Source organism: Nocardia sp. NPDC052316, assembly GCF_044547795.1.
GTDB lineage: Bacteria > Actinomycetota > Actinomycetes > Mycobacteriales > Mycobacteriaceae > Nocardia.
In genome coordinates, this window is the sequence record NZ_JBIUBB010000002.1 from 396014 (window position 1) to 419045 (window position 23032).

Below are 23032 nucleotides of genomic sequence, written 5' to 3' on the forward strand. Positions count from 1 at the left end.
AGGGCTGCCGTGCCCGCGACCGAACTGCTGATCCGCAACGCCGGGGTGGTCCGTCCCGGCGACCCCGCGTCGGACGATCCCGCCCGCGCTGACATCGCCGTCTCCGACGGCCGGATCGTGGCGATCGGGCAGGACCTGTCGGCCGACGACCAGACGCGCATCGTCGACGCGGGCGGGCTGCTCGCCTTCCCCGGCGTGGTCGACGCGCATCAGCACTGGGGCATCTACCGCGATCTCGCCGACGACACCGCGAGCGAGAGCCGCGCGTGCGCACAGGGCGGGGTCACCACCTCGCTGACCTACATGCGCACCGGCCGCTACTACCTCAACCGCGGTGGACCATATCGGGAATTCCTGCCCGAGGTTCTCGACCGGATGGCCGGGCGATCCCACGTGGACTACGGCCTGCACCTGGCGCCGATGACCGCCGAGCACATCGAGGAAATCCCTGACCTGGTCGAGGAATTCGGCGTCACGTCGTTCAAGATCTTCATGTTCTACGGCGGCCACGGCCTGCACGGCCGATCCTCGGATCAGTCCTCGTTCCTGATGATCCCGCCGGACGAACGCTACGACCTCGCCCATTTCGAGTTCGTGATGCGCGGCATCGAGCGGGCCCGTGCGCAATCGGGCCAGCCGCTGTCGCTGTCGCTGCACTGCGAAACCGCCGAGATCATGGCCGCCTACACCGCGCTGGTCGAGCGGGACGGCACCCAAACCGGCCTGCGCGCCTACAGTGCCTCGCGCCCCGCGCATTCCGAAGGTCTGGCGATCACCATGGCGTCCTATCTCGCGCACGAGACGGGCCTGGCCGATATCAACCTGCTGCACCTGTCCTCCGCGAAGGCCGTCGCGGCCGCACTGACGATGGCGCAGGCCTTCCCGCACGTGAACTTCCGCCGTGAGGTCACCATCGGTCACCTGCTCGCCGACGTCGATACCGCGCACGGCATCGGCGGCAAGGTCAACCCGCCGTTGCGCGAGCGCGCCGACGTCGAAGCGCTGTGGCAACACCTCCTGGCGGGCGAAATAGACTGGGTGGTCAGCGATCACGCGTGCTGCCGCGACGAAGCGAAATTCGGGGCCGACCGCGACGACGTCTTCCTCGCCAAATCCGGTTTCGGCGGCGCCGAATACCTCCTGCCCGGTTTGATCGGCGAAGGCCGGAAGCGCGGCCTCTCCCTACACCGCATCGCCGAACTGACCGCCACCAACCCCGCCCGCCGCTACGGCCTCACCCGCAAGGGAACACTCGCCGAAGGCTACGACGCGGACATCGTCCTAATAGACCCCGCCGCCCGCTGGACCGTCCGCGCCGCAGACTCCGAATCCGCCCAGGAATACACCCCGTTCGAAGGCTTCGACATGACCGCCAAGGTCACCGACGTCTTCCTCCGCGGCACCCAGATCGTCCGCAACGGCAAGGTCCACAACACCCCCCACGGCCACTACCTCCACCGCACCACCCCCTGACCCCCACCTCTCTCGGGATCCGCACCATGTCTCGGGATCCGCACCCATTAGGGGTTCGCCCAACGAGTGTGGCTCCCGAGAAGAGGGTGCACCTATCCGCTGGGGGCTACTGGTAAGTGGGGGTGGGCCATTGGCCGATAGAGCGGGAGCGGACGGGCTCGACGGGGCGGGGGGAGAGGCTGTGCGGGACGTCGGGGCCCCAGTTGGTGGGGTCGCCGGTGATCTCGATCTTGGCGTTGTCGGTGTACCAGTCGACCAGGTCGGCGTCGGAGCGGACGATCCAGGTGCAGCCTTGCTCGGCGTCGGCGGTGAAGTCGCCGTGGCGGATGAGGGCGGGGCGCCAGAAATAGGTTCCTGGCCACATCTTTCCGAAGTTGTAGTCGAATCCGCCTGCCAGGCAGTAGGCCTCTTCGCTGCACGGGTGATGGGCCAGGGGGGCCTCGCGCCAGCCGGGCTTGGCCTTGATGAGACGGGTGTAGAAGCCGGTTTCCGCGTCGCGGTGTAGAAGCTTGATGTAGAGGCCAGGGACGGGTGTGCCGCCCAGATCGAAACGCATGGGACTGCCGTCTTTGACATCGATCCACGGCATCGCGGCGGTGTCGAGCACGACAAGTCGCTGGTCGGCGCGCACGAAGTCGCGGTCGGTGTCGGCCGGCTCGAATCCCCAGTCGCCGCCTTCGCGGAACAGCAGGATCTCGGTGCCCGCGGCGACGGAGAGTTGCGGCGTCCGAACGCCTTTGGGCGCCGACCAGAAGCCCTCGGCGCCGAGCTCGGTCTCGCCGATGGTGACCCGGCCGGACAGGACGAACCATTCGGTGTCGGCGCTGTGCACGCCGGCGGGGCGGGACCAGTCGCTGAGGAAACGGACCTTCAGTGAGGCCGAACCGTCCTCCTCGTCGTAGCTGAGGTTGCGCTGCTCGGCGCTGCCGGTGGCGTGCTGGAACTCGGCGATGTGCGGGATCAGATCGCGGTCGTCGATGAGTTCGACATGTGGACGCATGGGTCCTCCTGGGACGAGCGGTAATTCCGATACGGAATGTACTGCTTATCAATAAGCAAAACAAGATGTATCGTTTATTGCGTGAGCAAGCCAGGACGCCCCGCAGGCCCCGCCGCGGACACCGAAGAGATCGTGCTGACCGCCGCCTTGGATCTGCTGCTGACCGAGGGCGGGACCGCATTGACGCCGCAGCGGCTGCACACCGTCACCGGCGTGGCCCGCACCACCATCTACCGGCACTGGCCGACCCCGAGGGACGTCCTCGCCGCCCTCATCTCCGTCGCCCCGCACCCGGCGGCGCGGCCGACCGGCGACCCGGTGGCAGACCTGCACGCGGAAGTGGACCTGCTCTGTGATCGACTGCGCGACAAGCCCGTTGCGGCCTTCCTGCGCGCGCTGGTCACCGCCTCGTCCACCGATCCGGAGTGCGCGCCTTTGCGCCGGCGCTATGTGCTCGACCTGTTCGCCCCCGTGCATCGGTCGATCCGCGCGCTCGGCCTCGATGCCGAGTCCGACATCGAGGAGGCGGCCACGGCGATCGTCTCGCCGCTGCTCGTGGACGCGCTGCTGCTGGACCGAGCCGTCGATCGGCAGCGAGCCCACCGCGCCGTCGACGATGCGCTGACCCGGATCGCCGACCCGATTCGCTGACAAACCCACCGCACGCCAAGGAAATACGCAGATGACCAATGCCGTCGGCTACCGCGCCGTCTTCGGGGTGATCGTGCCGAGCACGAACACCGTTGTCGAACACGACTATTGGCGGGCCGGGCTACCCGGCATCGCCTACCGCGCCGGATCGATGTACATCCCGAACCCGGTGATGGGCAGCGACGCGGACTTCCAGGCGCTGCTCGGCCAGATCCGCGCCTCCATCGATACCGCGGTACGCGATGTGCTGACCGCCGAACCCGATCGAATGGTCATGGGCATGTCCGCCGAGACGTTCTGGGGCGGCGTCGCGGGCAACGCGGCCTTCGAGCAGCGCCTGCGCGAGCGCACCGGATTGCCGGTGACCACCGGCGCGAGCTCCTGCCGGGCCGCCCTGCGCGCACTGGGCTGCCGTCGGATCGCGGTCTTCTCGCCGTACCAGCCGATCGCCGACATCGAGGTCGGCCGGTTCTTCACCGAGGCAGGCTTCGACGTCGCCGCGATCACCGGCCTGCGCTGTCCCACCGCACCGGACATCGCCCGCGTCGACGCCGACCGAATACGCGCGACCGTCGCGTCGATCGACGGGCCCGACGTCGAGGTCATCGTTCAGGTCGGCACCAACCTGTCCTTCGTCGCCCAGGCCGAGCAGCTCGAACACGAACTCGGCAAGCCGGTCGTCGCCATCAACGCCGCCACCCTGTGGCACGCGCTGCGCGAGCACGGCCTCGACGATCGTGTCGAGGGCGCCGGACAGCTACTGCGCGAACACTGAGACCAGTGGGTGCCATGTCCGGGTCGCCGGGTCGTAGGCGATGTGCCCCGAGGCGGCGAAGCTTTCCAGCCACCCGAGCATCGGCCAGCGCCCCCAACGGCGGTGAAAGACCGTGGCATTGCTGAGAATATCGGCGAGGTGCTCGATCGGCGGATCCGAGACGGGATGGTGCTGGTGGTAAGCGTCGGCACCGCCGGCCCAGCGCAGCCGGGCACCGATGGCGGCGGCCTTGTATGCGAAGTCGGTGTCTTCGCCCCCGTAACCCCGGTAACGCGTGCAGAAGCCGCCGATGCGACGCCAGGTATCGGCGGTGAGTGCGAACGACAGCGACCAGAACAGGTCGAAATCGCTGTTGTCGAAATAGGTGCCCGCGGGCGGGTCCGGTCGCGCGGGGTGTGGGTCACGGTGCTGGGGCAGGGTGGGCAGGTGGTATCCGCCCGGCGGCGCAGGCGGCAGATAGGTCACCGGTCCGCACAGCAGCAATGGCTCGGCGGTCGCCAGGCTCCGGTACCGATCGATCATGGCCGGATCGGGAATGCAGTCCACGTCGAGAAACACCAGGAGTTCGGCGCCACGGGCGATGGCGGTCCGTGCGCCGAGATTGCGGGCGGCGGCCAATGGCAAACGCGCGTCGCGCACGTCCATCCAGACGCCGTGCGCGTGGTGCTGCTCGGCGAGCGCCATGGTCTCCTGGTCGCCCATGGCCACCACCACGTGCTCCTCCGGCGGCCGTGAGCTCATGGCCAGTCCGCGAATCTGATTGCGCAGGTGCGCGTTTCGGCGCGCCGCCACGGTGATGACGGCGGTCCTCACGCGGCGGTCCTGGTGCCGGTGGCGATCCGGTTGATCACAGCGGCGGCGCGGGCCGCGGCACTGTGGGTGTCCCACCGCCGCCACCGGCCGGTGTCCAGCCGCCGGGCCGCTTCGATCAAACCTGGCCACTCCTCGACCGCCGGGCAGGTCTCGGCGGTTACCGCCATCCCCGCCGCCGCGAGAGCGGTTGCGGTGTCGTGCTGTTCATCGAACGGCCGATCCGCCGGGATCAGAATCGCGGCTTTGCCAGCGGCGGCGATATCGGCGACGGTGCCCTGTCCGGCATGCGAGATGACGACATCCGCGGCACACAGCCGTGGCCAGAGATCATCGACCCAATCGTCGATACCTGCCGTCCGCCAACGGTATTGCGGATGGCGATCGGCGCATTCGCGAATCATCGCCGGAGTGAAGGAGCTCCCGCCCGCACCGGCGAGCACCAGCACGGTCGGCCGACCGGCCCCGCCATGCCGAGGCAGCGGTGTCCGTCCCGCGAATCTGCTTATGCCGCCGACGTAGTGGGTCTTGTGCGCATAGGGGCGCAGCCAGCGCGGCTCGTACACCGCACGCGGCCACGCGGCAAGCAGACCATCGGCGATCCGGTGCACCAGTTCGTGCGGGGCATCGGTGCGGGTGCCGGGCAGCGCCATGGTGAGCACGGGGACGCCGTGCAGCCTGGCCAGCAACGCGACCTCCACCGACACGTCCACCACGAGCGCGTCGGGCTGCTCGGCGGCGATCCACCGCGCGATCTCGGCCATCCGATCACGCAGTCCCGCATCGGCTTTGGGCACCCAGTGCAACGCGCCGAAGGCGGTGGGATCGGTGACGACGGGTGCCGCGTTGTCGGCGGGGAGCGCGACGACGCGAGCGAACGCGGTGTCGTCCTCGATCGGCAGGGAGGTCAAAGCGGTGACGGGACTGTCGAGTTCGGCGCAGATGCTCAGCGCGCGGATGAGGTGCCCGGCGCCGTGATGGTGAATGTAGTAGCCGATCATGCCGCGCCCCGGTGCGTTGCGGTGGACGCGGTGGCGATGAGCTGGTGGTAGCGCTCCAGGTACGCCGCCACCATCGCGTCCAGACCGCAGGAGGTCGCGGCCCGGCTCCGTGCGTGCGCGCGGGAGAGCGTGGCGGCCTGCGCCGCGCCCTCGGCCAACGCGCCGACGTCACCGGGCGTGACCAGCCTGCCGCAGTCCGGCTCCACGATCTCCGGGATGCCGCCGCGCGCGAACGCCGCGACCGGGGTGCCGCAGGCGAGTGCCTCGGCGACGACCAGCCCGTACGGCTCGTCCCACAGCGGGGTGACCAGCGCGGCCGCGCAGGACCCGACGAGCCGCGCGAGCGCCGCCTGATCCAGATGGCCGTGGTAGACCGTCTCCCGGCCGAGCCGGGGTTCGATGCTCTCGCGGAAGTACTGTGCGTCGCTGACCGGCCCCGCGAGGTGCAGCCGCCGTCCGGTGCGGCGCGCGGCCGCGATGGCCAGATGCGCACCCTTCTCCGGGGTGAGCCGCCCGAACCACACCAGGTCGGCACCGCCCGGCCCGGTCGGCCATGCGGACAGGTCGATGCCGTTGGGCACCACGTCGACTCCGCGCACCACGTGCGCCCAGGACTGGGCGGTATACCTGCTGACCGCGACGAACGCGGAACCGATGCCTTTGCTGACATCGAGGGCCGACTCCAGCCATGGCGTCGGGGGCGTGTGCAGGGTGGTGAGCATCGGCACGCCGAGAATCGGTGCCATCGCCACGGGCAGGTAGTGCAGGCTGTGATTGTGCACCACGTCGAACGAGGTCGGTGCGGTCGCGCTGAGATCGGTCATCACCGTCAGGTACGCGTGGTGATCGGCGAGGAACTGCCGCGGTGGCATCGAGGAATCGGTGCTCGCCGTGGCGCTCGGGCTGAAGGCGCGCACCCGTAATGTCGCCTCCGCCGCGTCCTGATCGCTGCCGTCGGCGGCGAACAGCGTCACGCGGTGACCGCGGGATTGCAGCGCACGCGCCAGATGCCACACGTGTGCCTCCAGCCCGCCGGCGAACGGTTGCCGGATCGGATGCCGATTCGAGGCCAGCAAGGCGATGGAGAGTTGTTCGGTGCTCATCGCGCCAGCACCCGTTCATAGATACCGCGGTGTGCCGCAGCGAGTTCGGTGCGCTCGGCCCGCCGCGTCGGCCAATCGGCCCGCGGCGCCCGATCGTGGTAGACCGCGCGGACCGCGCGATCCAGCGACTCGGCATCGAAGTGCGTCTCGTCGAAACCGAAGACCGCGCACGGCCGCTGCTGGTGGTAGAAGCCACAGCTCGGCGCGATGACGGCGGTGCCGAGGTCGTAACAGGCTTCCAGCCAGCCGGAGTGGGTGCCGAACCGATACGGCAGCAACGAGGCCGACAGCGAGGAAAGGTACTGCCACAGTTGTGCATCGGTGAAGTACTCGTGCACTCGAACGTCGACACCGGGCCGGCGGCCGAAGTCGACCAAGGCCGCGCCGGTGTCCGGGTCGTACCAGTGGTTGCCCGGCTCGAACAGTTCGTCGTGCACATCGATCCGCAGCACCGCGCCGGGCAGACTGCGGATCGTCTCGGCGAGGACCTCCAGCACCGGCAGGGGATCCATGTTGGCGCGCAAGCTTTTCGCGTGCACACCGAGCACGAACTGTTCGACGGAGCGGGGTGTCTCGATCAGTTTGCGCTGCACGACATGTGGATGGCTCAGGACTTGCGGTGTTCGGCCCCAATGCCTTTCGAGCTCCGCCGCCGCACCCGGTGTCAACGTGATCACTTCGTCGGCGGCGGGGACCAGGACGGCCAACTGTTCTCGATGCCCGCGAGGGTCGGGTTGGTGCGGATTTCGCAGATCGTGCGCCGTGTAGATCAGCGGCTTGCCGTGCTCGCGTAGCTCGCCGACGATGTCCGCCAGCACCTCGGGCTCGACCGCGTCGAAGCCGAAATGGATATGGAAGACGTCGAATTGGTGCTGGTGGCGGCGGATCCATTGCGGGTCGAGCATGACCGGCGGCCACCACCCACCCGGCACGGTGCGCCCGTCAGCGGGCCGAGGGTCGGGCAGCCGCACCACCCGGTCGGCCTGATCGACGGGGGACAGGTGCCGGACGTAGACGTGGGATGCGGGCACCGAGGCGATGCGCAGTGTGCGACGCGGCGCGGCGAGCGATGCGTTACCGGTGACGGTCCGGGTCATCTCGGCTGCCGTCCGGATGTCGCGGGGCCGTCTCCCTGGTGGCGAATCAGCCGACTACCTCGCTCGATCTGCATGCCGAACCCACCTTTCACTGATCATGAACCGCGTCCTCCGGACCTACCCTGGCCGTCGGACCCCAAACCCGGCCCGATCCACAGCCGCGTATCGTGCGTTGTCGGCCGTTGCGGGCATCCTGTTTTCGCGGACGTCGGCGCCATCGCCTCGGCGGGAATCGAGACCAGAGTCGAGGGCAGCAGCTCCGGTGGCGGCTTCCGCCATGGCGTCGACAGCGGCTCCCTGTTCACCGGCATCGGCACCTTGTGCGCGACCGCGGTGCGGCTGACGGGGGCGGACGGTGCTGCGGTGGCGGTGCTGAGCTCGCCCTCGCAGGCAAGAGAACTCCGCTATGCCCCCGCTCAGCAGATAGATGAATTGCAGCGTCGAGCCGGCCGTCGAACTCAGCGAACTCGAAGAGCGTGCGGCGGCCGAGGTTGAGTTCTCGCGCACCGAGGTGTACATCGCCGCGGGCATGGTTGCGGTGCAGCTGGCGGTGCCTTCCGACGAAGGACTGGATCGGTTGCGCGCCTGCGCTTATGCGCAGCGGCGTTCCCGCACGGCCGTGGCCGCCGATATCGTCGCGCGACGCCTGCCCCTGCGGGGCAACCGCAACCGGATCGAAGGTGCGCAGCGACGGACGCTGCGGTGGTCCTACTCGATGACCGCAGCGGCACCGATGCGGCTGCCCGCCTTGATCTCTTGCACTCCTTTTATCGCAGTGCTACAAAAAATCTGTGTCTGGGAATGTAGGTTATCTAGTCGATGTTATAAAGAACGAGTTAGATCTACCCCAGGTGGGGCAAGACGAAAGGGCGTGCGAAACAAGCTCGTAGGGGGTGTGCAGCGATGGCCGACCATGATCTGATAACCGACGACCTCGCGACGGGCCTGACGGAGCTGACCCGGACGCTGGTCGCGGCGCGCGATATCGAGCAGGCGTGGGATCAGGTCGCCACCATCGCCGCCCGGATGGTGCCCGAGCAACCGATGGCCGGTGTCACGTTGAGAATGGGTGAACACGTCCAACTGGTAGCCGCCACCGATGCGCCCGTGGCGCGGATCGAGGAAGCTCAGCAACGAAGCGGGCGTGGTCCTGGCCTGGAAGCCCTGGATACCGCTGCGCCGGTGTCGGTTCCCGATATCGGCGCCGAGCGGCGCTGGGCAGAGTGTCGTGCGGAAATGCTGGCCGAGGGCATCCGGTCCCTGCACTGTGAGCCGTTGATCGCAGACGGCCCCCCGATCGTCGCGCTGAATTTCTACTCCGCGATCCCGCACGCGTTCGATCGGCGGGCCCGTCAATTGATCACGATCATCGCCGCGGTCGTCTCGGCGGCGACCGCCGCCGCGCGGCAAGCGGAGTTGAGTGAGCAGCTGCGTGCGGCGCTGGCCTCGCGGTCGGTGATCGACCAGGCGTTGGGCATCATCATGGGTCGCGAGCGCTGCACCCGCTCGGCCGCCGTGACGGTCCTGCGCGATGTCTCGCAGCGGCGCAATACCAAACTGGCGGTCGTCGCCGCCGACGTCATTCGCAGCTGTACCGGCGCCGATCCCGAGGACCTGCATTTCAACGAATCCGGACGGCCGCCCGTGCCGCCGGGTCAACGGACGGGTGCACAGCGTCTCCGGTGAAAACCGTGTGCCATGCCCCGACGCTACCGCAGTAAACGTCGGGGCGCCGGCCCCTCCGCCGACGTCTGATATTGCTTGCAGTGCGGCGAAATCGACGGTAACCCTACAGCTTTCATGAGGTACTCACGGTGCGTCGTGCTGGGTGTCCTCGTTGTCGGCCGCCCCGTCGGGGCCCGGCCGCAGCAATGCCTGCATGTCTTCACCTCCTTACCCTCGTCGGAGTGTGGCTCAGGCAGTCGGCTCGCCGCCCGCCCGCGGTAGCCCGGCGGACATGGATTCGCCGCGCGCACGGCCGTTTTCCTCGCGAACAGGCCGGAAACCGGCGTGCCGCTGATTCAGCAGAGCCATCACCTCCGCCTCGGTGACCTCGGGCAACTCGCGGTACCACGGCCGGATCGACCAGGACATAGCCGGCGTTTCCAGGCAGACGATGTCGTCGGCGACACCGCGCAGCGCACGCAGCACGCGCGGAGAACCGAGCGGCGCGGCCACCACGACCCGTCGCGCACCGCGGGCCCGCGCGATCGCGACCCCGGCCCGGGCGGGGGCCGCAGAGGTCACCCCGTCGGTGACGACGACCGCGGTGGCGCCGTCGAGAGCGATCGCGCCGCATTCGCCGCGGTAGCGAGTGACGGTGTGCCGCAACCGTTCGCGCGCCTCGCGTTGCACCGCGAGCTGTTCGGGATACGAAACGAGCGCGCGGGCGATGATCTCCTCATCCAGCACGCGCGCGTCGTGCTCGCCGAGGGCGCCGAACACCAGCCACGGCTGGTACGGGACCGTCAGTTCGCAGACGATCGCGATATCCCACCGTGCCCGCAACGCGCCGGCCACCTCGTGGGCGACCACGACGCCGCCGTTGCCGACGCCGAGCAGTACCACATCGTGGCCGCGTAAATGCCGCAGTTGCTGCGCGAGTCGGCGGCCTGCCGCACGACGATCGAGAAAAGACATAGTGCTCCCAAGTCCGGCGTTACAGGGGGTAAGCCACTCTTCGGGACTCGGAAACAGCACCGAACTCTACGCCGCGCAACCGGGTGGACAAACATGTTTCACAACATTTGCCGGGAAACGGCGAAAATCGGGTCGGCTGGCACGCATTCACGCGGCGGCAGCACGTTCGGGCAGGTGAAAGGCGGCTGCCGCGAGCGTGTCCGGTATGTCCTCTCGGTCCGAGCCCGGTGGGCTGACGGGTTGCCGGTATGCACGCCAGGCCTATCGATCTCGACGGCCCCGGTTCGGCAGCAACCACGACGTCGGAGTTCTGCGCCCAAAGCTTCAGGCGCACAAAAATATCCAGGCCGGCCCCGGAAAGGGACCGGCCTGGACTCGACTACAGATCAGGCGAGATCGAAGCGATCGTTGTCGACCACCTTGACCCACGCCGCGACGAAGTCGTTCACGAACTTCGCCTCCGCGTCCTGCTGGGCGTACACCTCGGCGACCGCGCGCAACACCGAATGTGACCCGAAGACAAGATCATTGGCGGTGGCGGTCCACTTCGTCTGACCGGAGGACCGGTCGACACCCACGTAGACGTTCTCCGCCGAGTCGGCGGCCTTCCATTCGGTGTTCTGGTCGAGCAGGTTGACGAAGAAGTCGGTCGTCAGCACGCCCGGCCGCTCGGTGAACACGCCGTGCTCGGTGCCGCCGTAGTTGGCGCCGAGCGCACGCAGGCCACCGATCAGCACCGTCAGTTCCGGCGCGGTCACGTCGAGCATGTACGCGCGATCGAGCAGCAGCCGCTCCAGCGGCGCCTTCTCGCCTGCCCGCACATAGTTGCGGAAACCGTCGGCGCGCGGTTCGAGCACCGCGAACGACTCCACATCGGTGCTCTCCTGCGAGGCGTCCGTGCGGCCCGGCGCGAACGGCACCGTGACGTCGTGGCCCGCGTCCTTGGCGGCCTTCTCGACCGCCGCGGATCCGGCGAGCACGATCAGGTCGGCCAGCGAGACCTTCTTGCCGCCGGTCGCCGAACCGTTGAAGTCCTGCTGGATCTGCTCGAGCACCGGCAGCACCTTGGCCAGCTCGGCGGGCTCGTTGACCTCCCAGTTCTTCTGCGGCTCCAGCCGAATCCGGGCACCGTTGGCGCCGCCGCGCTTGTCGGTGCTGCGGAAGCTGGCCGCCGAGGCCCACGCGGTCTTCACCAGCTGCGCGACCGAGAGCCCGGACTCGAGGACCTTGCTCTTCAGCGCCGCGATGTCCTGCTCGTCGATGAGCTCGTGATCGACGTCGGGTACCGGATCCTGCCAGATCTGCGGTTCGGGCACCCACGGTCCGAGGTAGCGGCTGACCGGTCCCATGTCGCGGTGCAGCAGTTTGTACCATGCCTTGGCGAAGGCCTCGGCCAGCTCCTCGGGGTGCTCCAGCCAGCGGCTGGTGATCTCCCGGTAGATCGGATCCTCGCGCAGGGCCAGGTCCGAGGTCAGCATGGTCGGCTTGCGGGCGGGACCGTCGAACGGATCCGGGATGGTCGCCTCGGCGTCCTTCGCCGTCCACTGCCACGCGCCTGCGGGGCTCTTGGTCAGCTCCCACTCGTGGCCGTAGAGGTTCTGCAGGAAGCCGTTGCTCCACCTGGTCGGGGTCGAGGTCCAGACGACCTCCAGCCCGCTGGTGATGGCGTCCCCGGCCTTGCCGCTGCCGTGGGCGCTCTTCCAGCCGAGGCCCTGCTGCTCGAGCGGGGCGGCCTCGGGCTCGGGGCCGACCAGGTCGGCGTTGCCCGCGCCGTGCGTCTTGCCGAAGCTGTGCCCGCCGACGATCAGCGCGGCGGTCTCCTCGTCGTTCATTGCCATGCGGCCGAACGTCTCTCGGATGTCGCGCGCCGAGGCCACCGGATCCGGCTGACCGTTGGGGCCCTCCGGGTTCACGTAGATCAGGCCCATCTGCACGGCGCCGAGCGGGCCGGACAGCTCACGGTCGCCGCTGTAGCGCTCGTCGCCGAGCCAGGTGTCCTCCGGTCCCCAGAACACCTCTTCGGGCTCCCAGATGTCGGGGCGGCCGAAGCCGAAGCCGAAGGTCTGGAACCCCATCGACTCCAGGGCCACATTGCCCGCGAACACCAGCAGGTCGGCCCAGGAGATCTTGTTGCCGTACTTCTGCTTGACCGGCCACAGCAGGCGGCGCGCCTTGTCCAGGTTCGCGTTGTCGGGCCAGCTGTTCAGCGGCGCGAAGCGCTGCGCGCCCTGCCCGCCGCCGCCGCGGCCGTCGGCGATGCGGTAGGTGCCCGCCGCGTGCCAGCTCATCCGGATGAACAGGCCGCCGTAGTGGCCGTAGTCGGCGGGCCACCAGTCCTGCGAATTGGTCAGCACCGCGGCGACGTCGGCCTTCAGCGCGTCGACGTCGAGCTTCTTGAATTCTGTGGGGTAGTCGAAGTCCGCACCCAGCGGGTTGGACTTGGAGGAGTGGGCGTGCAGCACCGAAACATCGATCTGCTCCGGCCACCAGTCCTTGTTGGTGTGCGGACGACCCTCCTTGACGGTCGGCGACGGAATCGCCGGGTTCTCACTCTCGCTCGCGCTTCGAGTTTCGGTGTCCGGAGTGGGCGGACGGCTTTCGGATGACACAGAATTCCTTCCTGATCGAGTTATCTGGGCTGTGGTCAGGGGCGGGGTAAGGCGGTCGGTGACGCCGAGCAATCGGGGCACAGACCCCAGTAGATGACCTCGGCCTCGTCGATCGAGTAGCCGTGGTCGTCGGAGGCGGTCAAGCACGGTGCCTCGCCGACGGCGCAGTCGACATCGGCGATGGCCCCGCAGTTGCGGCACACCACGTGGTGGTGGTTGTCGCCGACCCGCGTCTCGTACCGCGACACCGAGCGCGACGGCTGGATGCAGCGGAGCAGACCTGCGGCGGTGAGCGTGTGCAACGAGTCGTACACCGCCTGGTGCGACACCGTCGCCAGCTGCGCGCGCACCGCGCGAATGATCGAGTCGGTGTCGGCGTGCGGATGGTCGTGCACCGCGGTCAGCACCGCGACGCGGGGAGCTGTCACGCGCAGCGAGACTTCCCGCAACATCTGCTGGAACTCTGTGGCCGTCGTCACGTCGGAGAGTCTTGTCCCTTTTCTGGAATGAGTCAAGCATTTGTTTCGCGATCGAGGATCGACCGGATTGGGGCGGCCGATACCGGGTACGCGCCGAATGTCAGTCGTTCGTCGGATCGGTCGGAGGTTATTGCTGTGTCGGAGCAGGGAAGCGGGCCCCGCGAGGGTGTCGAAGGTGTCGTCGAGGACGTGAAGGGCAAGGCCAAGGAGGCGGCCGGCGTCGTCACCGGCGACGAGAACCTGAAGGGCGAGGGCCGAGCCCAACAGGACAAGGCCGAGTCCGAACGGGAAGCCGCGGCCAAGGAGGCGGCTGCCGAGAAGGCGCGCGCCGAAGCCAACGTCGACGAGGCCAGGCAAGCGAGCCATCAGCACGACGGTCAATAGCGGGTACGCGCACACGCGGCTGGCAGACAGGCGGATTCGCCTGTCTACCAGCCGTTTTCGGGTCTTCGGGGGGCTGGGTCGGCAATGCGCCGCGGGCGGACGGAAGCACACTGTTTGCCCGGTCGCTCGGCGGGCATCTTCCCGAGCATGGAAACTCCAGCGACGGTCGGTGTCGAAGAGGAATTCTTGCTGGCCGATCCGGACACCGGCGCCCCCGTCCCGAAGAACATCGAAGTGGCCCGCACCGCCGAGGACGTCGGGGTGCAGTTGCAGCTCGAACTGACCAGTTGTCAGGTAGAGACCAGCACGGGGGTGCACTCGGACACCGCGGCGCTGCTGAAGGAACTCGGCCAACTGCGCCGTGACGTCGCGGCCTGCGCCGAGCGCAACGGTGCCCGCCTGCTCGCCGTCGCGGTGCCACCCACCGTGCCCGAGCAGTATCCGATCACCGAAACACCCCGCTATCAGCGCATCGCGCGCGAATTCGGGATGATCGCCCGTGAGCAGGGGCTGTCCGGTTGCCATGTGCACGTGGCGGTCCCGGACCGCGAGATCGCGGTGCAGGTCAGCAACCACCTGCGGCCCTGGTTGCCGGTGTATCTGGCAATGACCGCGAATTCGTCCATCTACCGCGGCTCGGAGACCGGGTATGCCAGCTGGCGCAGCATCCTGTGGCGGCGGTGGCCGAGCGCTGGCCCGCCGCCGTACTTCGACTCGCTGGACGACTACGAGAGCATGGTCGAGATGATGCTGTCCAGCGGCAGCATCATGGACCGGAAAATGGTCTACTGGGACGTCCGTCCGTCGGAATCCTTTCCGACCGTTGAGGTTCGGGTGAGTGACGTCCCCGCCACGGTTGCCGAAACCGCGTTGCTGGCCACCCTGGTCCGGGCCACCGTGCTGACCGCACTTGCCGCCATCGAGGAGGGCCGCACCGCACCTGACGTACCCGCGGAGGTGCTCCGCGCCGCCTACTGGAACGCCGCGCGCTCCGGCCTCGACGGGGAGGGTCTCGACCCGCGCACCCGCCGCGTCGCGCCCGTCCGCACGTTGATCGCCGGACTGGTCGAACACACCCGATCTGCCCTCGACGAGCTCGGCGCGTACCCGTTCGTGACCGACACCCTCGCCGAGTTGTCGCAGCGCGGCAACGGCGCCCGCCGCCAGCTGCGCGCCCTGCGCACCCGTGGTGAAATCACCGACGTCACAGCCGAACTCGCGACCGCGACACTGGAAGGTTGTCAGTGACCGTGGCGGCGGGCGCGCCGGGCCGCAGACTCAGGGTGTTTGGGCCGGGCGACGCCGGTTACCACCCAGTAGAGACGGATGCTTCCGGCTCACTGCACGGATCGGAATCGACCCGGCGATCCGGGTGCTCCAGCGCCTCCGATCGCCACGTAGACGGGAGAATTCATGACCAACCAGGACGTTATCGCGCAGCTCAAGCAGGACATCACCACGGCCGAAGACGCTGACGACAAGGCCACCGCAGACCGGCTGCGTGGGGAATTGGCGGAGGCGCAGCGGGCGGCTGGTGGGGGCGAGGCCGACCGATCATGATGGTGTCGATTACCGAGGTCTAGTCATGGCTTTCGATCTGACCCCCACCGCGGCCCAGCACGACCTGGCCAAGCGGGCACACGAGTTCGCGCAGGACTGCATCAGGCCGGTGGCGCAGCACTACGACCAGGCCCAGGAGTTCCCGTGGCCGGTCCTCGAAGAGGCCGCCGAGCGGGGGTTCTACAGCCCGCTGTTCTATCGCGATCTCATCGGCGACCCCACCGGCCTTTCGCTGCCGATGTTCATGGAGGAGCTGTTCTGGGGCTGCGCGGGTATCGGGTTGGCGATCGTGATGCCCGCGCTGGCCCTGTCGGCCATCGGCCAGGCCGCCACACCGGAGCAGATGTTGCAGTGGGCGCCTGAATGTTTCGGTACGCCAGGGGATTTGAAGCTTGCCGCGCTCGCCATCTCCGAGCCCGAGGGCGGCAGCGATGTGCGCAACCTGCGCACCAGGGCCGTCCGCGACGGGGACGACTGGATCATCGACGGCCACAAGATGTGGATCGGCAACGGCGGCATCGCCGACGTGCACGTGGTGAACGCCGTGGTGGACGAGGAACTGGGGCATCGCGGGCAAGCGCTGTTCGTAGTTCCGGGCGGCACACCGGGTTTGCAGCTGGTTCGCAAGTTGGACAAACTGGGTTGCCGCGCCTCGCACACCGCGGAATTGAAGTTCGACAACGTGCGCGTGCCCGCCGACAACTTGCTAGGTGGCATGGAGAAGCTCGAACACGTGCTCGCCAAGCGGCGCGAGGCGGCCCGCGACGGCGGCCGATCGGGTTCGGTGACGCTCGGTACTTTCGAGCAGACCCGCCCGATGGTGGCCGCGCAGGCGCTCGGCATTGCCAGGGCCGCTTTGGAATACATGACAACCTATGCGAATCGGCGCGAAGCATTCGGCGCGCCGATCATCGACAATCAAGGCGTCTCGTTCCCCATCGCCGACCTGGCCACCCAGATCGACGCCGCGCGGCTGCTGACCTGGCGGGCGTCCTGGATGGCGGCCAACGGGGTGCCCTTCGAGCGCGGTGAAGGCTCGATGGCGAAGCTCGCCGCCAGCGAGGTCGCCGTCAGAACCACCGAACGCGCCATCCAAACCATGGGCGGCTGGGGGTACATCACCGACCACCCGGTGGAGAAGTGGTACCGAGATGCCAAGCTGTACACCATCTTCGAAGGCACCAGCGAGATCCAGCGCATCGTCATCTCGCACGCGCTCGGCGCGGTCGACGGCAGACCGCCGCTGCACGTCGACCTGGAGCCCTCGGGTGGGCCGCTGAACAAGATGTTCGGCCGCGGCACCGAGGTGCGCGGCAGGGCGGCGGCCTCGGCGCTGAGCATGCGCGACCACGTCCCGGGGCCCATCCTCAAGGCCGCGCTGAAGATCCTGCGCCCGCCCCGCTGACTAGGTAAACACCGTTTGATATCCGCGGAAGCGGGAATCGCGAAGACACATCCCGCCCGACTACCGGAGGTCCTTGCTCATGGCAGTGTCGCGCACCCGCCCGAACGAACCCGCCCTCATCGACAATGTCCCCGGCGTGCTCTTGACGCTGCTGTTGCTGATCGTGCTCGGCGCCCTCGTCCTCAACTACACCCTCACCGCCGCCATCCCGTACTGAGTCGCTCAGTCCAGGCAGAATTCGTTGCCCTCGGGGTCGGTCATCACGATGTGGCCCGCCTCGAGCGGCGGTTCGGGGTCGTGGCGCTGAACCCGCTTCGCGCCCAGCGCGACCAGCCGATCGCATGCCGCCTCCAGCGCCGCCATTCGCTGCGCACCCTGCAACCCGGGTGCCGCGCGGACATCGAGATGGACGCGGTTCTTGGCTACCTTGTCCTCCGGCACCTGCTGGAAGAACACTCGCGGGCCCTGCCCGTCCGGATCCTCGATGGCCGATCGGGTATTGCGCTGCTCCGGCGGCACCCCGACCCGCGCGAGGAACTCGTCCCAGGCCGCCAGCGGGTCGGCATCGGCGGGCAGCTCCACCCCGGGTGGCCCGGGGTGGACGTAACCGAGCGCGTCGCGCCAGAAGGTCGACAGTGCCCGCGGGTCGTGCGCGTCGAAGGTGATCTGGATCTGGCGGCTCATCGGGTCGCTCCGTTCAGGGTCGGTTCTGGTTCCAAGCGAAGGTGTCTGCCTCCACGCGACTATCCTGACACCCCTAGCGGACAGAATCGGTCCGCTATTGCGGACAGGCTGGGGGAGTGCGGATGGCAGGCGATGCCGAGCGGGGGACGACCGAGCGGGTGCTGACGTTGCTCGGCCTGCTGCAACAGCGACCGGTGTGGACCGGTCCCGAACTCGCCGCGCGACTCGGCGTCACAGCGCGCACGGTCCGGCGCGATGTCGAACGGCTGCGTGCGCTCGGCTATCCGGTGCACGCCGACCAGGGTGTCGGCGGTGGTTACCAACTCGGTCCTGGACAGGACCTGCCGCCACTGCTGCTCGACGACGAGGAAGCGATAGCCACCGCGGTGTCACTGCTCGTCGGCGCGGGTGGCGCGGTCACCGGCGCGGGCGATGCCACGCTGCGGGCGTTGACCAAACTTGATCGGGTGCTGCCCACTCGGCTGCGACACGAAGTGCGTGCGCTGGCCGCAGCCGTGGAGTCGTTCGACATCGGTTATCCGCGAGTCGATTCCGAGGCCCTGATGACGTTGGCCCGCGCCTGCCGGGACGAGGTCGAGGCCGGCTTCGACTATCCGTCCGGGGGCCGGACGCGACGGCGGCGAGTCGAGCCCTATCGGCTGGTCGCCTCGGACCGGCGCTGGTATCTGCTCGCCTACGACCTCGACCGCGCCGACTGGCGCACCTTCCGCGTCGACCGGATGACCGACGTGGCCGCCCGCACCTGGCGGTTCCGTCCGCGCGCCGTCCCGGATGCGGCGACCTACGTGCAGGAGGGCGTGGCGAGCCGGGTGTACGCACACCAGGCCCGCTTTCTGGTGCACGCGGCGGCCGACACTGTGCGAGCGCAGGTTCCGGCGTCGGCGGCCGTAGTGCATCCACGCGGCGACGAACACTGCGAGCTGATCAGCGGCGCCGCCAGCCTCGACTTCGTGCTCATGCACGTGCTCCTGCTCGGACACGACTTCGAGGTACTCGACCCGCCGGAGCTGGCGGCGCGCTGCCACACCTTCGCGCGGCGACTACGCGCGGCCGGTACCGAGCCAGGCCCGGTGTCGAAGGGCTCGGTGTCGAAGGGTTCAGCGACGCCGCCGCCAGTTCCACGAACGCGCCCCGGTGCCGACGCCGGCTAGGTGCAGTGCGACGAGCAGCAGTCCGAGGGTGGTGAGGGTGCCTGCGGTGATCTCGTCACCGAGGGTGGCATCGGTCAGATCGAACAGCAATGCGAGCCCGAACGCGACAGCGGCGGCAATGGCCATCATGGTGAACCTCCTGTAATGCCAAGGAATTACCCACTGTTCGTCCGCGCAACCATTGCTGTTCCGGAATTCTCGAAGAACTTCTTAACGACATTAAGAACGACCCTGCGGACAATTCACGGTTCGGGAATTTGTTTTACCGTGGTCCGGATCGCCCAGCCGAGAGACCGTGTGCAGGAGTCAGTGATGCGTTCGTCCAAGCGCTATGTGGTCACCACGCTGGTGACCGTCGGCGTTGCCGTGGGTTCGTCCGGCGTCACCGCCGTGGCGCACGCCGAACCAGACACGTGCGCAGCAACATTCAACCTGTTCATCCCCGGCACCTGGGAGACCGACGAGGATGCCGACCCGGCGCGGCCCGTCGGCATGCTCGCGCCGATCGCGGAGGCCATCCAACGCCAGCAGGGCCCGAGGTCCGAAATCTATTTCACGCCATACATGGCCCGCGCCTTCGACAACGGATACACCTACGCCGACAGCAAGAACACCGCGCTGGAGAACGCGACCGCCGCGCTGCGGGACTACGGAAGCCGCTGCCCCACAGCGCGATTCACCATCAATGGCTACAGTCAGGGTGCCGACGCCGCAGGCGACCTGGCCGCCGCCATCGGCAACGATCGCGGCCCGGTGCCCGCCGATCGCGTGCTGGCCGTCGGCCTGCTCGCCGACCCCGGCGCCGGCACGCCGGGCGAGACGATCGTCGGGCCGGGTACCGCGGGCACCGGCATCGCCGACCCTCGGCCGCAGGGCATGGGCAAACTCTCCGGCCGGGTCACCTCGATCTGCGACCCGAAGGACCTGTACTGCTCGATCCAGAAGAGCGCCAACCCACTGCTCGGCGCGCTCGGCTCGATCCTGAGCAAGGCACTCAGCGGTGGTGCGCCGCCGCCGGACGCGAATTTCCCGATCGGCGCCGCGCTGACCTCGGACTTCTCCAAGGCGGACCTGCCAGGACTCGCGGGTACCGTGGCCGGTCTGACCGCAAACCTCGCTGCCCCCGCCGGGGTCGATCTGGCCCAGGTCCGCGGCAGTGCGGAGAAGTTGCTGGACACCCTCAATCCGCTTGTGGACCTGATCGATTCCGGCGCGGCCAACCCGGCGGCCACGGCTCAACTGGTCGCCGCGCCGACCGGTACCCCCGAGCGCGCCGCGGGGGAGGTGTTGACTCAGCTCGACCAATCGGACCTGCCGGGCGCCGTCGCGGCCATGACCACGATCGCCGACACCGCGACCGAACTGCTGGACAACGGCGTCGGCACGCTGCGGCCGAATTCCCCCAAGGCCCGCTCGCTGCGCGCCGCGGCCAAGTCGGTCCGGCGCGAGGTCGCGCCGCTGGCCGCCGCCTCGCCCGAAACCCTCGGCGCCGCAACAAGAGTCCTCGCGCTGCTCAAACCAACCGTGCTGGTCGACCAGGCGCTCGACGTCGCCGCCGACGTCACCACGTTCGACTTTCCCCGCATTCTCGACAACCTCATGCTGCTGCCGCAGAAGATCGTCGCGATGGACGCCGAGGGCGCGAACCAGGTCGCCGCTGAGCTGAACGACCAACTGCAACCCTTGGTGAAACTCGTGGGGACCGTTGACCTGAAGTGGATCTCGCAGGTGCTGTCGGTGATCCCGGACGCACAGGGCTTCACCGAGATCGCGGCGCAGGTCACCTCGATCCTGTCCACCTTCGACATCACCCGGCTGGTGCAGATCATCGGCCGGATCCAGGACGTCGCCTGGTCGGTGCTGACCAAACTGGTGCCGCCGCCGGGGCAGGCGCCCGACCTGGCCGGCGCGGGTGTCGCACTGTCCGGCCTGCTGCCGATCGGGGCCGACTTGGCCGCGGCCACAGTCGATCTGCTGACCGGCAAGGCGCAGCAGGCGCCGCCGGTGGTGCTGGGCAGGCGGGCCGACACCCCGGCCCGGACCATCGCGGAGCCGGGTCCCGACCTCGACGACCTGACCGGCCCGCTCACCCGGATCACGAGCTTTCACGACATCAATCTGGTCAACCTCATCGTCGACGGGCTCAGTGCCGCAAACTTTGTCGCGTCCGGGGCGCACGTCAACTACGGATCCCTGGTTGTCGACGGCGCCGGTCGCAACGCGGTGCAGTGGCTCGGCGACTGGATGAACCAGCGGATCGGCCACGTCAAATAACACCCGAAAGTGGCTGCCGGACTGCGGGTTACCCCGCCGCGCCGACTACCCCACGACCTGACCCGGCTGCCTGCTCTCGAACGCGCCCGGCGTGAATCGCGGTGCGCCGACCGATGTTCGGCGTTCCGCGGTGCGATCGGTCGCGTGCAACAGAGACTTCGCGGGCGCCCAGAAGCGCAGCAGGGTCTGTTCGTCGGGGACGTCGGCGCCACGGGCGGTCGGTTCGCCTGCCGGTTCGCCGCTGTTGTCGGTGAGCCGCTGGGCCGCGAGCACCAACTCGGCGACCATGCGAATGTTCTCCTGGTCGTCCTCGATGACGCTGGACTCGATCAGCTCGTCTACGGCGGTGGGCAGCGGCAGCACGTAGCGGGCGACGATCTCGGCCGCGTCGTGGATCTCCATCCGGCGGCGGTGCAGCCGCTCCTGAGGCGAAACGTTCCAGTTGTCCGCCCACTTCAGCTGGAAGACGACCTGCGGCGCGGCGGCCGTCAGGTCCCGCCACAGCGGGTACACCCGGCGCGCGGCGCGCGATTCCCGATCCAATCGCAGCAGTTGCACGACGGCCTGCACCGAGGACGGCAAGAACACCATGATCAGCGCGCTGAAGAAGAACAGCCCCGGCTCGCCGGTCGCGAATCCCTCGGCCACCATGTTGTACGCGTTGTCGGTGAACGCGCTGCCCGCTCCGGCGGCGTCCAAGGCCACCGAGACCGCGATCAAGCATGCGGGCAGCGAGCTGGCGATACCGAAAATGACCAGGGCCGCGACGGTGATCCGTTCCCGCAGCGTGGTCGTCTGCCACATCGTGCCCCTGGTCTTCAGCACGTAGTAGTAGGTCGAAACGATAACGGGCAGAGCGGAATACAGTCCGATGTAGACGCCGTAGCGCCAACCGCCGTACTCCGCGATGGAGGACATCCCGCTGGCTCGGGCGGGTGCGCTCAGCAGCAGGAATGCCAGGCCGATCGCCACGGACGTGCCGATGACGACCTTGAACTGGATCCGGTACCGTACCGGCCCGTTCTCGTGCAGCAGCGCCATGCCGAGTCCGCAGGCCCAGGCCGTGACGGTCAGCCAGTGCCAGGTATCGAACACGGTGGGCAGGCCGCCGGGGACGATCCGGGAGATCGGGCGCGCGAAGAGCGGCTCACGCAGGATGGCCGCTACCGCGTCGAAGCCGAGCAGGATGTTGATCATGCGGCCGAACACCGAGGTGTGCAGGGTCAGCGAGAGCCGGATCAGGGCGATGACCACGATGAACAACGTCGCTGAGACGGTGACCCCCGCGGGTAGGCTGTCGTGCGGCCACATGCGTCACAACTCCTTCAACATCGGGTCGCGGCGTGGTCCGACGGTCCTGGCACGGAAGCCGATCAGGGTCGCCAACAGTTCGGCTTCGTACTCCTCGATGGAGGCGTAGCTGGATACTCCGCGCGCTGCGCGGACCGTGGTGAGGTCGATGTCGTGATTCAGCGCCACCCCGCTCGTCAGTGTCGACCATTCCACCGCGGAGATCGACGTGTCCTGTCCGTGGTCGAGCAACATATGGCTGACCTCATGCAAAGTTACGTGCAGTTCTACCGCCGGGTCGGCGGATTGCCGAAGAAAGATCACGTCGTAGTCCTTGCACGCCAACCACAGTCCGCAGAGCCCGACCGGCGCGGTCGTCGGCAGGAGTAAGCGCACGATCCGCCGCCCGCGCATGCGCTCGACACAGGCGATGAACTCTTCGATGGTCCAGTCCGCGGGCAGTTCGAGCCGGTCGACCACGGCTTGCAGGCGGGCGCGGGTGGAGATCTTGCCCCTCGGTTTCCAGGTGAGGGCGGCGACTTTGCGCCGGATCAGTTTCAACATCGCACCTGCCTCCTCGTCCGAGCGAGGCGGTGCGCGTCGGTGATGTCCGGCTCGTCGGCAT

At 68.3% G+C, this 23032-nt stretch carries 24 protein-coding genes; 12 read left to right on the forward strand and 12 right to left on the reverse strand.

The genetic code is table 11. The features are described 5' to 3' along the window. Window positions 1-9: 9 nt before the first annotated feature. The gene (locus ACIHA7_RS08805; protein ID WP_397287198.1) at window positions 10-1473 is read left to right on the forward strand and encodes a dihydroorotase family protein; all 1464 of its coding nucleotides are present in this window, start codon (window positions 10-12) and stop codon (window positions 1471-1473) included. Between the two features lie 106 nt (window positions 1474-1579). On the opposite strand, the gene ACIHA7_RS08810 is transcribed toward ACIHA7_RS08805, so the two are convergent. Beyond that, entirely contained in the window at window positions 1580-2473 is an 894-nt protein-coding gene (locus ACIHA7_RS08810) for a DUF4437 domain-containing protein (protein ID WP_397287200.1), read from the reverse strand. 81 nt (window positions 2474-2554) lie between these two features. Between ACIHA7_RS08810 and ACIHA7_RS08815 the strand changes: the two genes are divergently transcribed. Then, complete coding sequence (locus tag ACIHA7_RS08815) at window positions 2555-3124, forward strand: TetR-like C-terminal domain-containing protein (protein WP_397287202.1); 570 nt, start codon at window positions 2555-2557, stop codon at window positions 3122-3124. A gap of 31 nt (window positions 3125-3155) precedes the next feature. Further along, the gene (locus ACIHA7_RS08820; RefSeq protein WP_397287204.1) at window positions 3156-3899 is read left to right on the forward strand and encodes an arylmalonate decarboxylase; all 744 of its coding nucleotides are present in this window, start codon (window positions 3156-3158) and stop codon (window positions 3897-3899) included. On the opposite strand, the gene ACIHA7_RS08825 is transcribed toward ACIHA7_RS08820, so the two are convergent. The 4 genes from ACIHA7_RS08825 to ACIHA7_RS08840 are packed head-to-tail and all read right to left on the reverse strand — an operon-like array spanning window position 3882 to window position 7910. Beyond that, window positions 3882-4712: a glycosyltransferase family 2 protein gene (locus ACIHA7_RS08825; protein ID WP_397287206.1), complete on the reverse strand. Its 831-nt coding sequence runs from the start codon at window positions 4710-4712 to the stop codon at window positions 3882-3884. The genes ACIHA7_RS08820 and ACIHA7_RS08825 overlap by 18 nt on opposite strands. Then, a complete protein-coding gene (locus ACIHA7_RS08830) occupies window positions 4709-5710 on the reverse strand; it encodes a glycosyltransferase (RefSeq protein ID WP_397287208.1) in 1002 nt (333 codons plus the stop codon). Before ACIHA7_RS08830 ends, ACIHA7_RS08825 begins: the two co-directional genes overlap by 4 nt. Beyond that, entirely contained in the window at window positions 5707-6813 is a 1107-nt protein-coding gene (locus ACIHA7_RS08835; protein ID WP_397287210.1) for a glycosyltransferase, read from the reverse strand. The genes ACIHA7_RS08830 and ACIHA7_RS08835 overlap by 4 nt, the downstream gene beginning before the upstream one ends. Next, window positions 6810-7910, reverse strand: a complete 1101-nt coding sequence (locus ACIHA7_RS08840) for a glycosyltransferase family 4 protein (protein WP_397287211.1) — start codon at window positions 7908-7910, stop codon at window positions 6810-6812. The genes ACIHA7_RS08835 and ACIHA7_RS08840 overlap by 4 nt, the downstream gene beginning before the upstream one ends. Window positions 7911-8337: 427 nt before the next feature. Between ACIHA7_RS08840 and ACIHA7_RS08845 the strand changes: the two genes are divergently transcribed. Both ACIHA7_RS08845 and ACIHA7_RS08850 read left to right on the forward strand, forming a co-directional pair. Next, window positions 8338-8832, forward strand: a complete 495-nt coding sequence (locus tag ACIHA7_RS08845; RefSeq protein ID WP_397287213.1) for a hypothetical protein — start codon at window positions 8338-8340, stop codon at window positions 8830-8832. Beyond that, window positions 8814-9596 carry a GAF and ANTAR domain-containing protein gene (locus tag ACIHA7_RS08850; RefSeq protein ID WP_397287215.1) on the forward strand — a complete coding sequence of 261 codons (783 nt, stop codon included), beginning with the start codon at window positions 8814-8816 and terminating at the stop codon, window positions 9594-9596. Before ACIHA7_RS08845 ends, ACIHA7_RS08850 begins: the two co-directional genes overlap by 19 nt. A gap of 228 nt (window positions 9597-9824) precedes the next feature. Here ACIHA7_RS08850 and ACIHA7_RS08855 read toward each other — a convergent pair whose 3' ends face one another. The 3 genes from ACIHA7_RS08855 to ACIHA7_RS08865 all read right to left on the reverse strand — a co-directional run bounded on the left by ACIHA7_RS08855 (window position 9825) and on the right by ACIHA7_RS08865 (window position 13611). Then, window positions 9825-10550, reverse strand: a complete 726-nt coding sequence (locus ACIHA7_RS08855; RefSeq protein WP_397287217.1) for a phosphoribosyltransferase — start codon at window positions 10548-10550, stop codon at window positions 9825-9827. Window positions 10551-10936: 386 nt separating this feature from the next. Further along, the gene (katG, locus tag ACIHA7_RS08860; RefSeq protein WP_397287219.1) at window positions 10937-13159 is read right to left on the reverse strand and encodes a catalase/peroxidase HPI; all 2223 of its coding nucleotides are present in this window, start codon (window positions 13157-13159) and stop codon (window positions 10937-10939) included. A 35-nt stretch (window positions 13160-13194) separates the two neighbouring features. Next, window positions 13195-13611: a Fur family transcriptional regulator gene (locus ACIHA7_RS08865; RefSeq protein WP_397288696.1), complete on the reverse strand. Its 417-nt coding sequence runs from the start codon at window positions 13609-13611 to the stop codon at window positions 13195-13197. A 162-nt stretch (window positions 13612-13773) separates the two neighbouring features. On the opposite strand from ACIHA7_RS08865, the gene ACIHA7_RS08870 reads away from it, so the two are divergent. From ACIHA7_RS08870 to ACIHA7_RS08890, 5 genes are all read left to right on the forward strand, one after another. After that, window positions 13774-14022: a CsbD family protein gene (locus tag ACIHA7_RS08870; protein ID WP_397287221.1), complete on the forward strand. Its 249-nt coding sequence runs from the start codon at window positions 13774-13776 to the stop codon at window positions 14020-14022. A 147-nt stretch (window positions 14023-14169) separates the two neighbouring features. Continuing rightward, window positions 14170-15270 (forward strand): glutamate--cysteine ligase, encoded by a 1101-nt coding sequence (locus ACIHA7_RS08875; RefSeq protein ID WP_397287223.1) that lies wholly within the window; start codon window positions 14170-14172, stop codon window positions 15268-15270. 165 nt (window positions 15271-15435) lie between these two features. Beyond that, window positions 15436-15582, forward strand: coding sequence for a hypothetical protein (locus ACIHA7_RS08880; RefSeq protein ID WP_397287225.1), 147 nt, complete (start codon window positions 15436-15438; stop codon window positions 15580-15582). Between the two features lie 25 nt (window positions 15583-15607). Further along, window positions 15608-16987: an acyl-CoA dehydrogenase family protein gene (locus ACIHA7_RS08885; RefSeq protein ID WP_397287227.1), complete on the forward strand. Its 1380-nt coding sequence runs from the start codon at window positions 15608-15610 to the stop codon at window positions 16985-16987. 79 nt (window positions 16988-17066) lie between these two features. Continuing rightward, window positions 17067-17204 (forward strand): hypothetical protein, encoded by a 138-nt coding sequence (locus tag ACIHA7_RS08890; RefSeq protein ID WP_167768709.1) that lies wholly within the window; start codon window positions 17067-17069, stop codon window positions 17202-17204. A gap of 5 nt (window positions 17205-17209) precedes the next feature. Here ACIHA7_RS08890 and ACIHA7_RS08895 read toward each other — a convergent pair whose 3' ends face one another. Beyond that, the gene (locus tag ACIHA7_RS08895) at window positions 17210-17671 is read right to left on the reverse strand and encodes a VOC family protein (protein WP_397287229.1); all 462 of its coding nucleotides are present in this window, start codon (window positions 17669-17671) and stop codon (window positions 17210-17212) included. Window positions 17672-17793: 122 nt separating this feature from the next. Here ACIHA7_RS08895 and ACIHA7_RS08900 point away from each other — a divergent pair, with 122 nt between their 5' ends. Next, window positions 17794-18843, forward strand: a complete 1050-nt coding sequence (locus ACIHA7_RS08900; protein ID WP_397287231.1) for a helix-turn-helix transcriptional regulator — start codon at window positions 17794-17796, stop codon at window positions 18841-18843. Here the strand turns inward: ACIHA7_RS08900 and ACIHA7_RS08905 are convergent. Further along, complete coding sequence (locus ACIHA7_RS08905; protein ID WP_107656983.1) at window positions 18790-18972, reverse strand: hypothetical protein; 183 nt, start codon at window positions 18970-18972, stop codon at window positions 18790-18792. The genes ACIHA7_RS08900 and ACIHA7_RS08905 overlap by 54 nt on opposite strands. Before the next feature lie 183 nt (window positions 18973-19155). On the opposite strand from ACIHA7_RS08905, the gene ACIHA7_RS08910 reads away from it, so the two are divergent. Further along, window positions 19156-21117, forward strand: a complete 1962-nt coding sequence (locus ACIHA7_RS08910; RefSeq protein WP_397287234.1) for a cutinase family protein — start codon at window positions 19156-19158, stop codon at window positions 21115-21117. Window positions 21118-21162: 45 nt separating this feature from the next. Here ACIHA7_RS08910 and ACIHA7_RS08915 read toward each other — a convergent pair whose 3' ends face one another. Both ACIHA7_RS08915 and ACIHA7_RS08920 read right to left on the reverse strand, forming a co-directional pair. Next, window positions 21163-22428 carry a DUF6545 domain-containing protein gene (locus ACIHA7_RS08915; RefSeq protein WP_397287236.1) on the reverse strand — a complete coding sequence of 422 codons (1266 nt, stop codon included), beginning with the start codon at window positions 22426-22428 and terminating at the stop codon, window positions 21163-21165. 3 nt (window positions 22429-22431) lie between these two features. Beyond that, window positions 22432-22971 carry a hypothetical protein gene (locus ACIHA7_RS08920; protein ID WP_135231323.1) on the reverse strand — a complete coding sequence of 180 codons (540 nt, stop codon included), beginning with the start codon at window positions 22969-22971 and terminating at the stop codon, window positions 22432-22434. Window positions 22972-23032 lie beyond the last annotated feature (61 nt).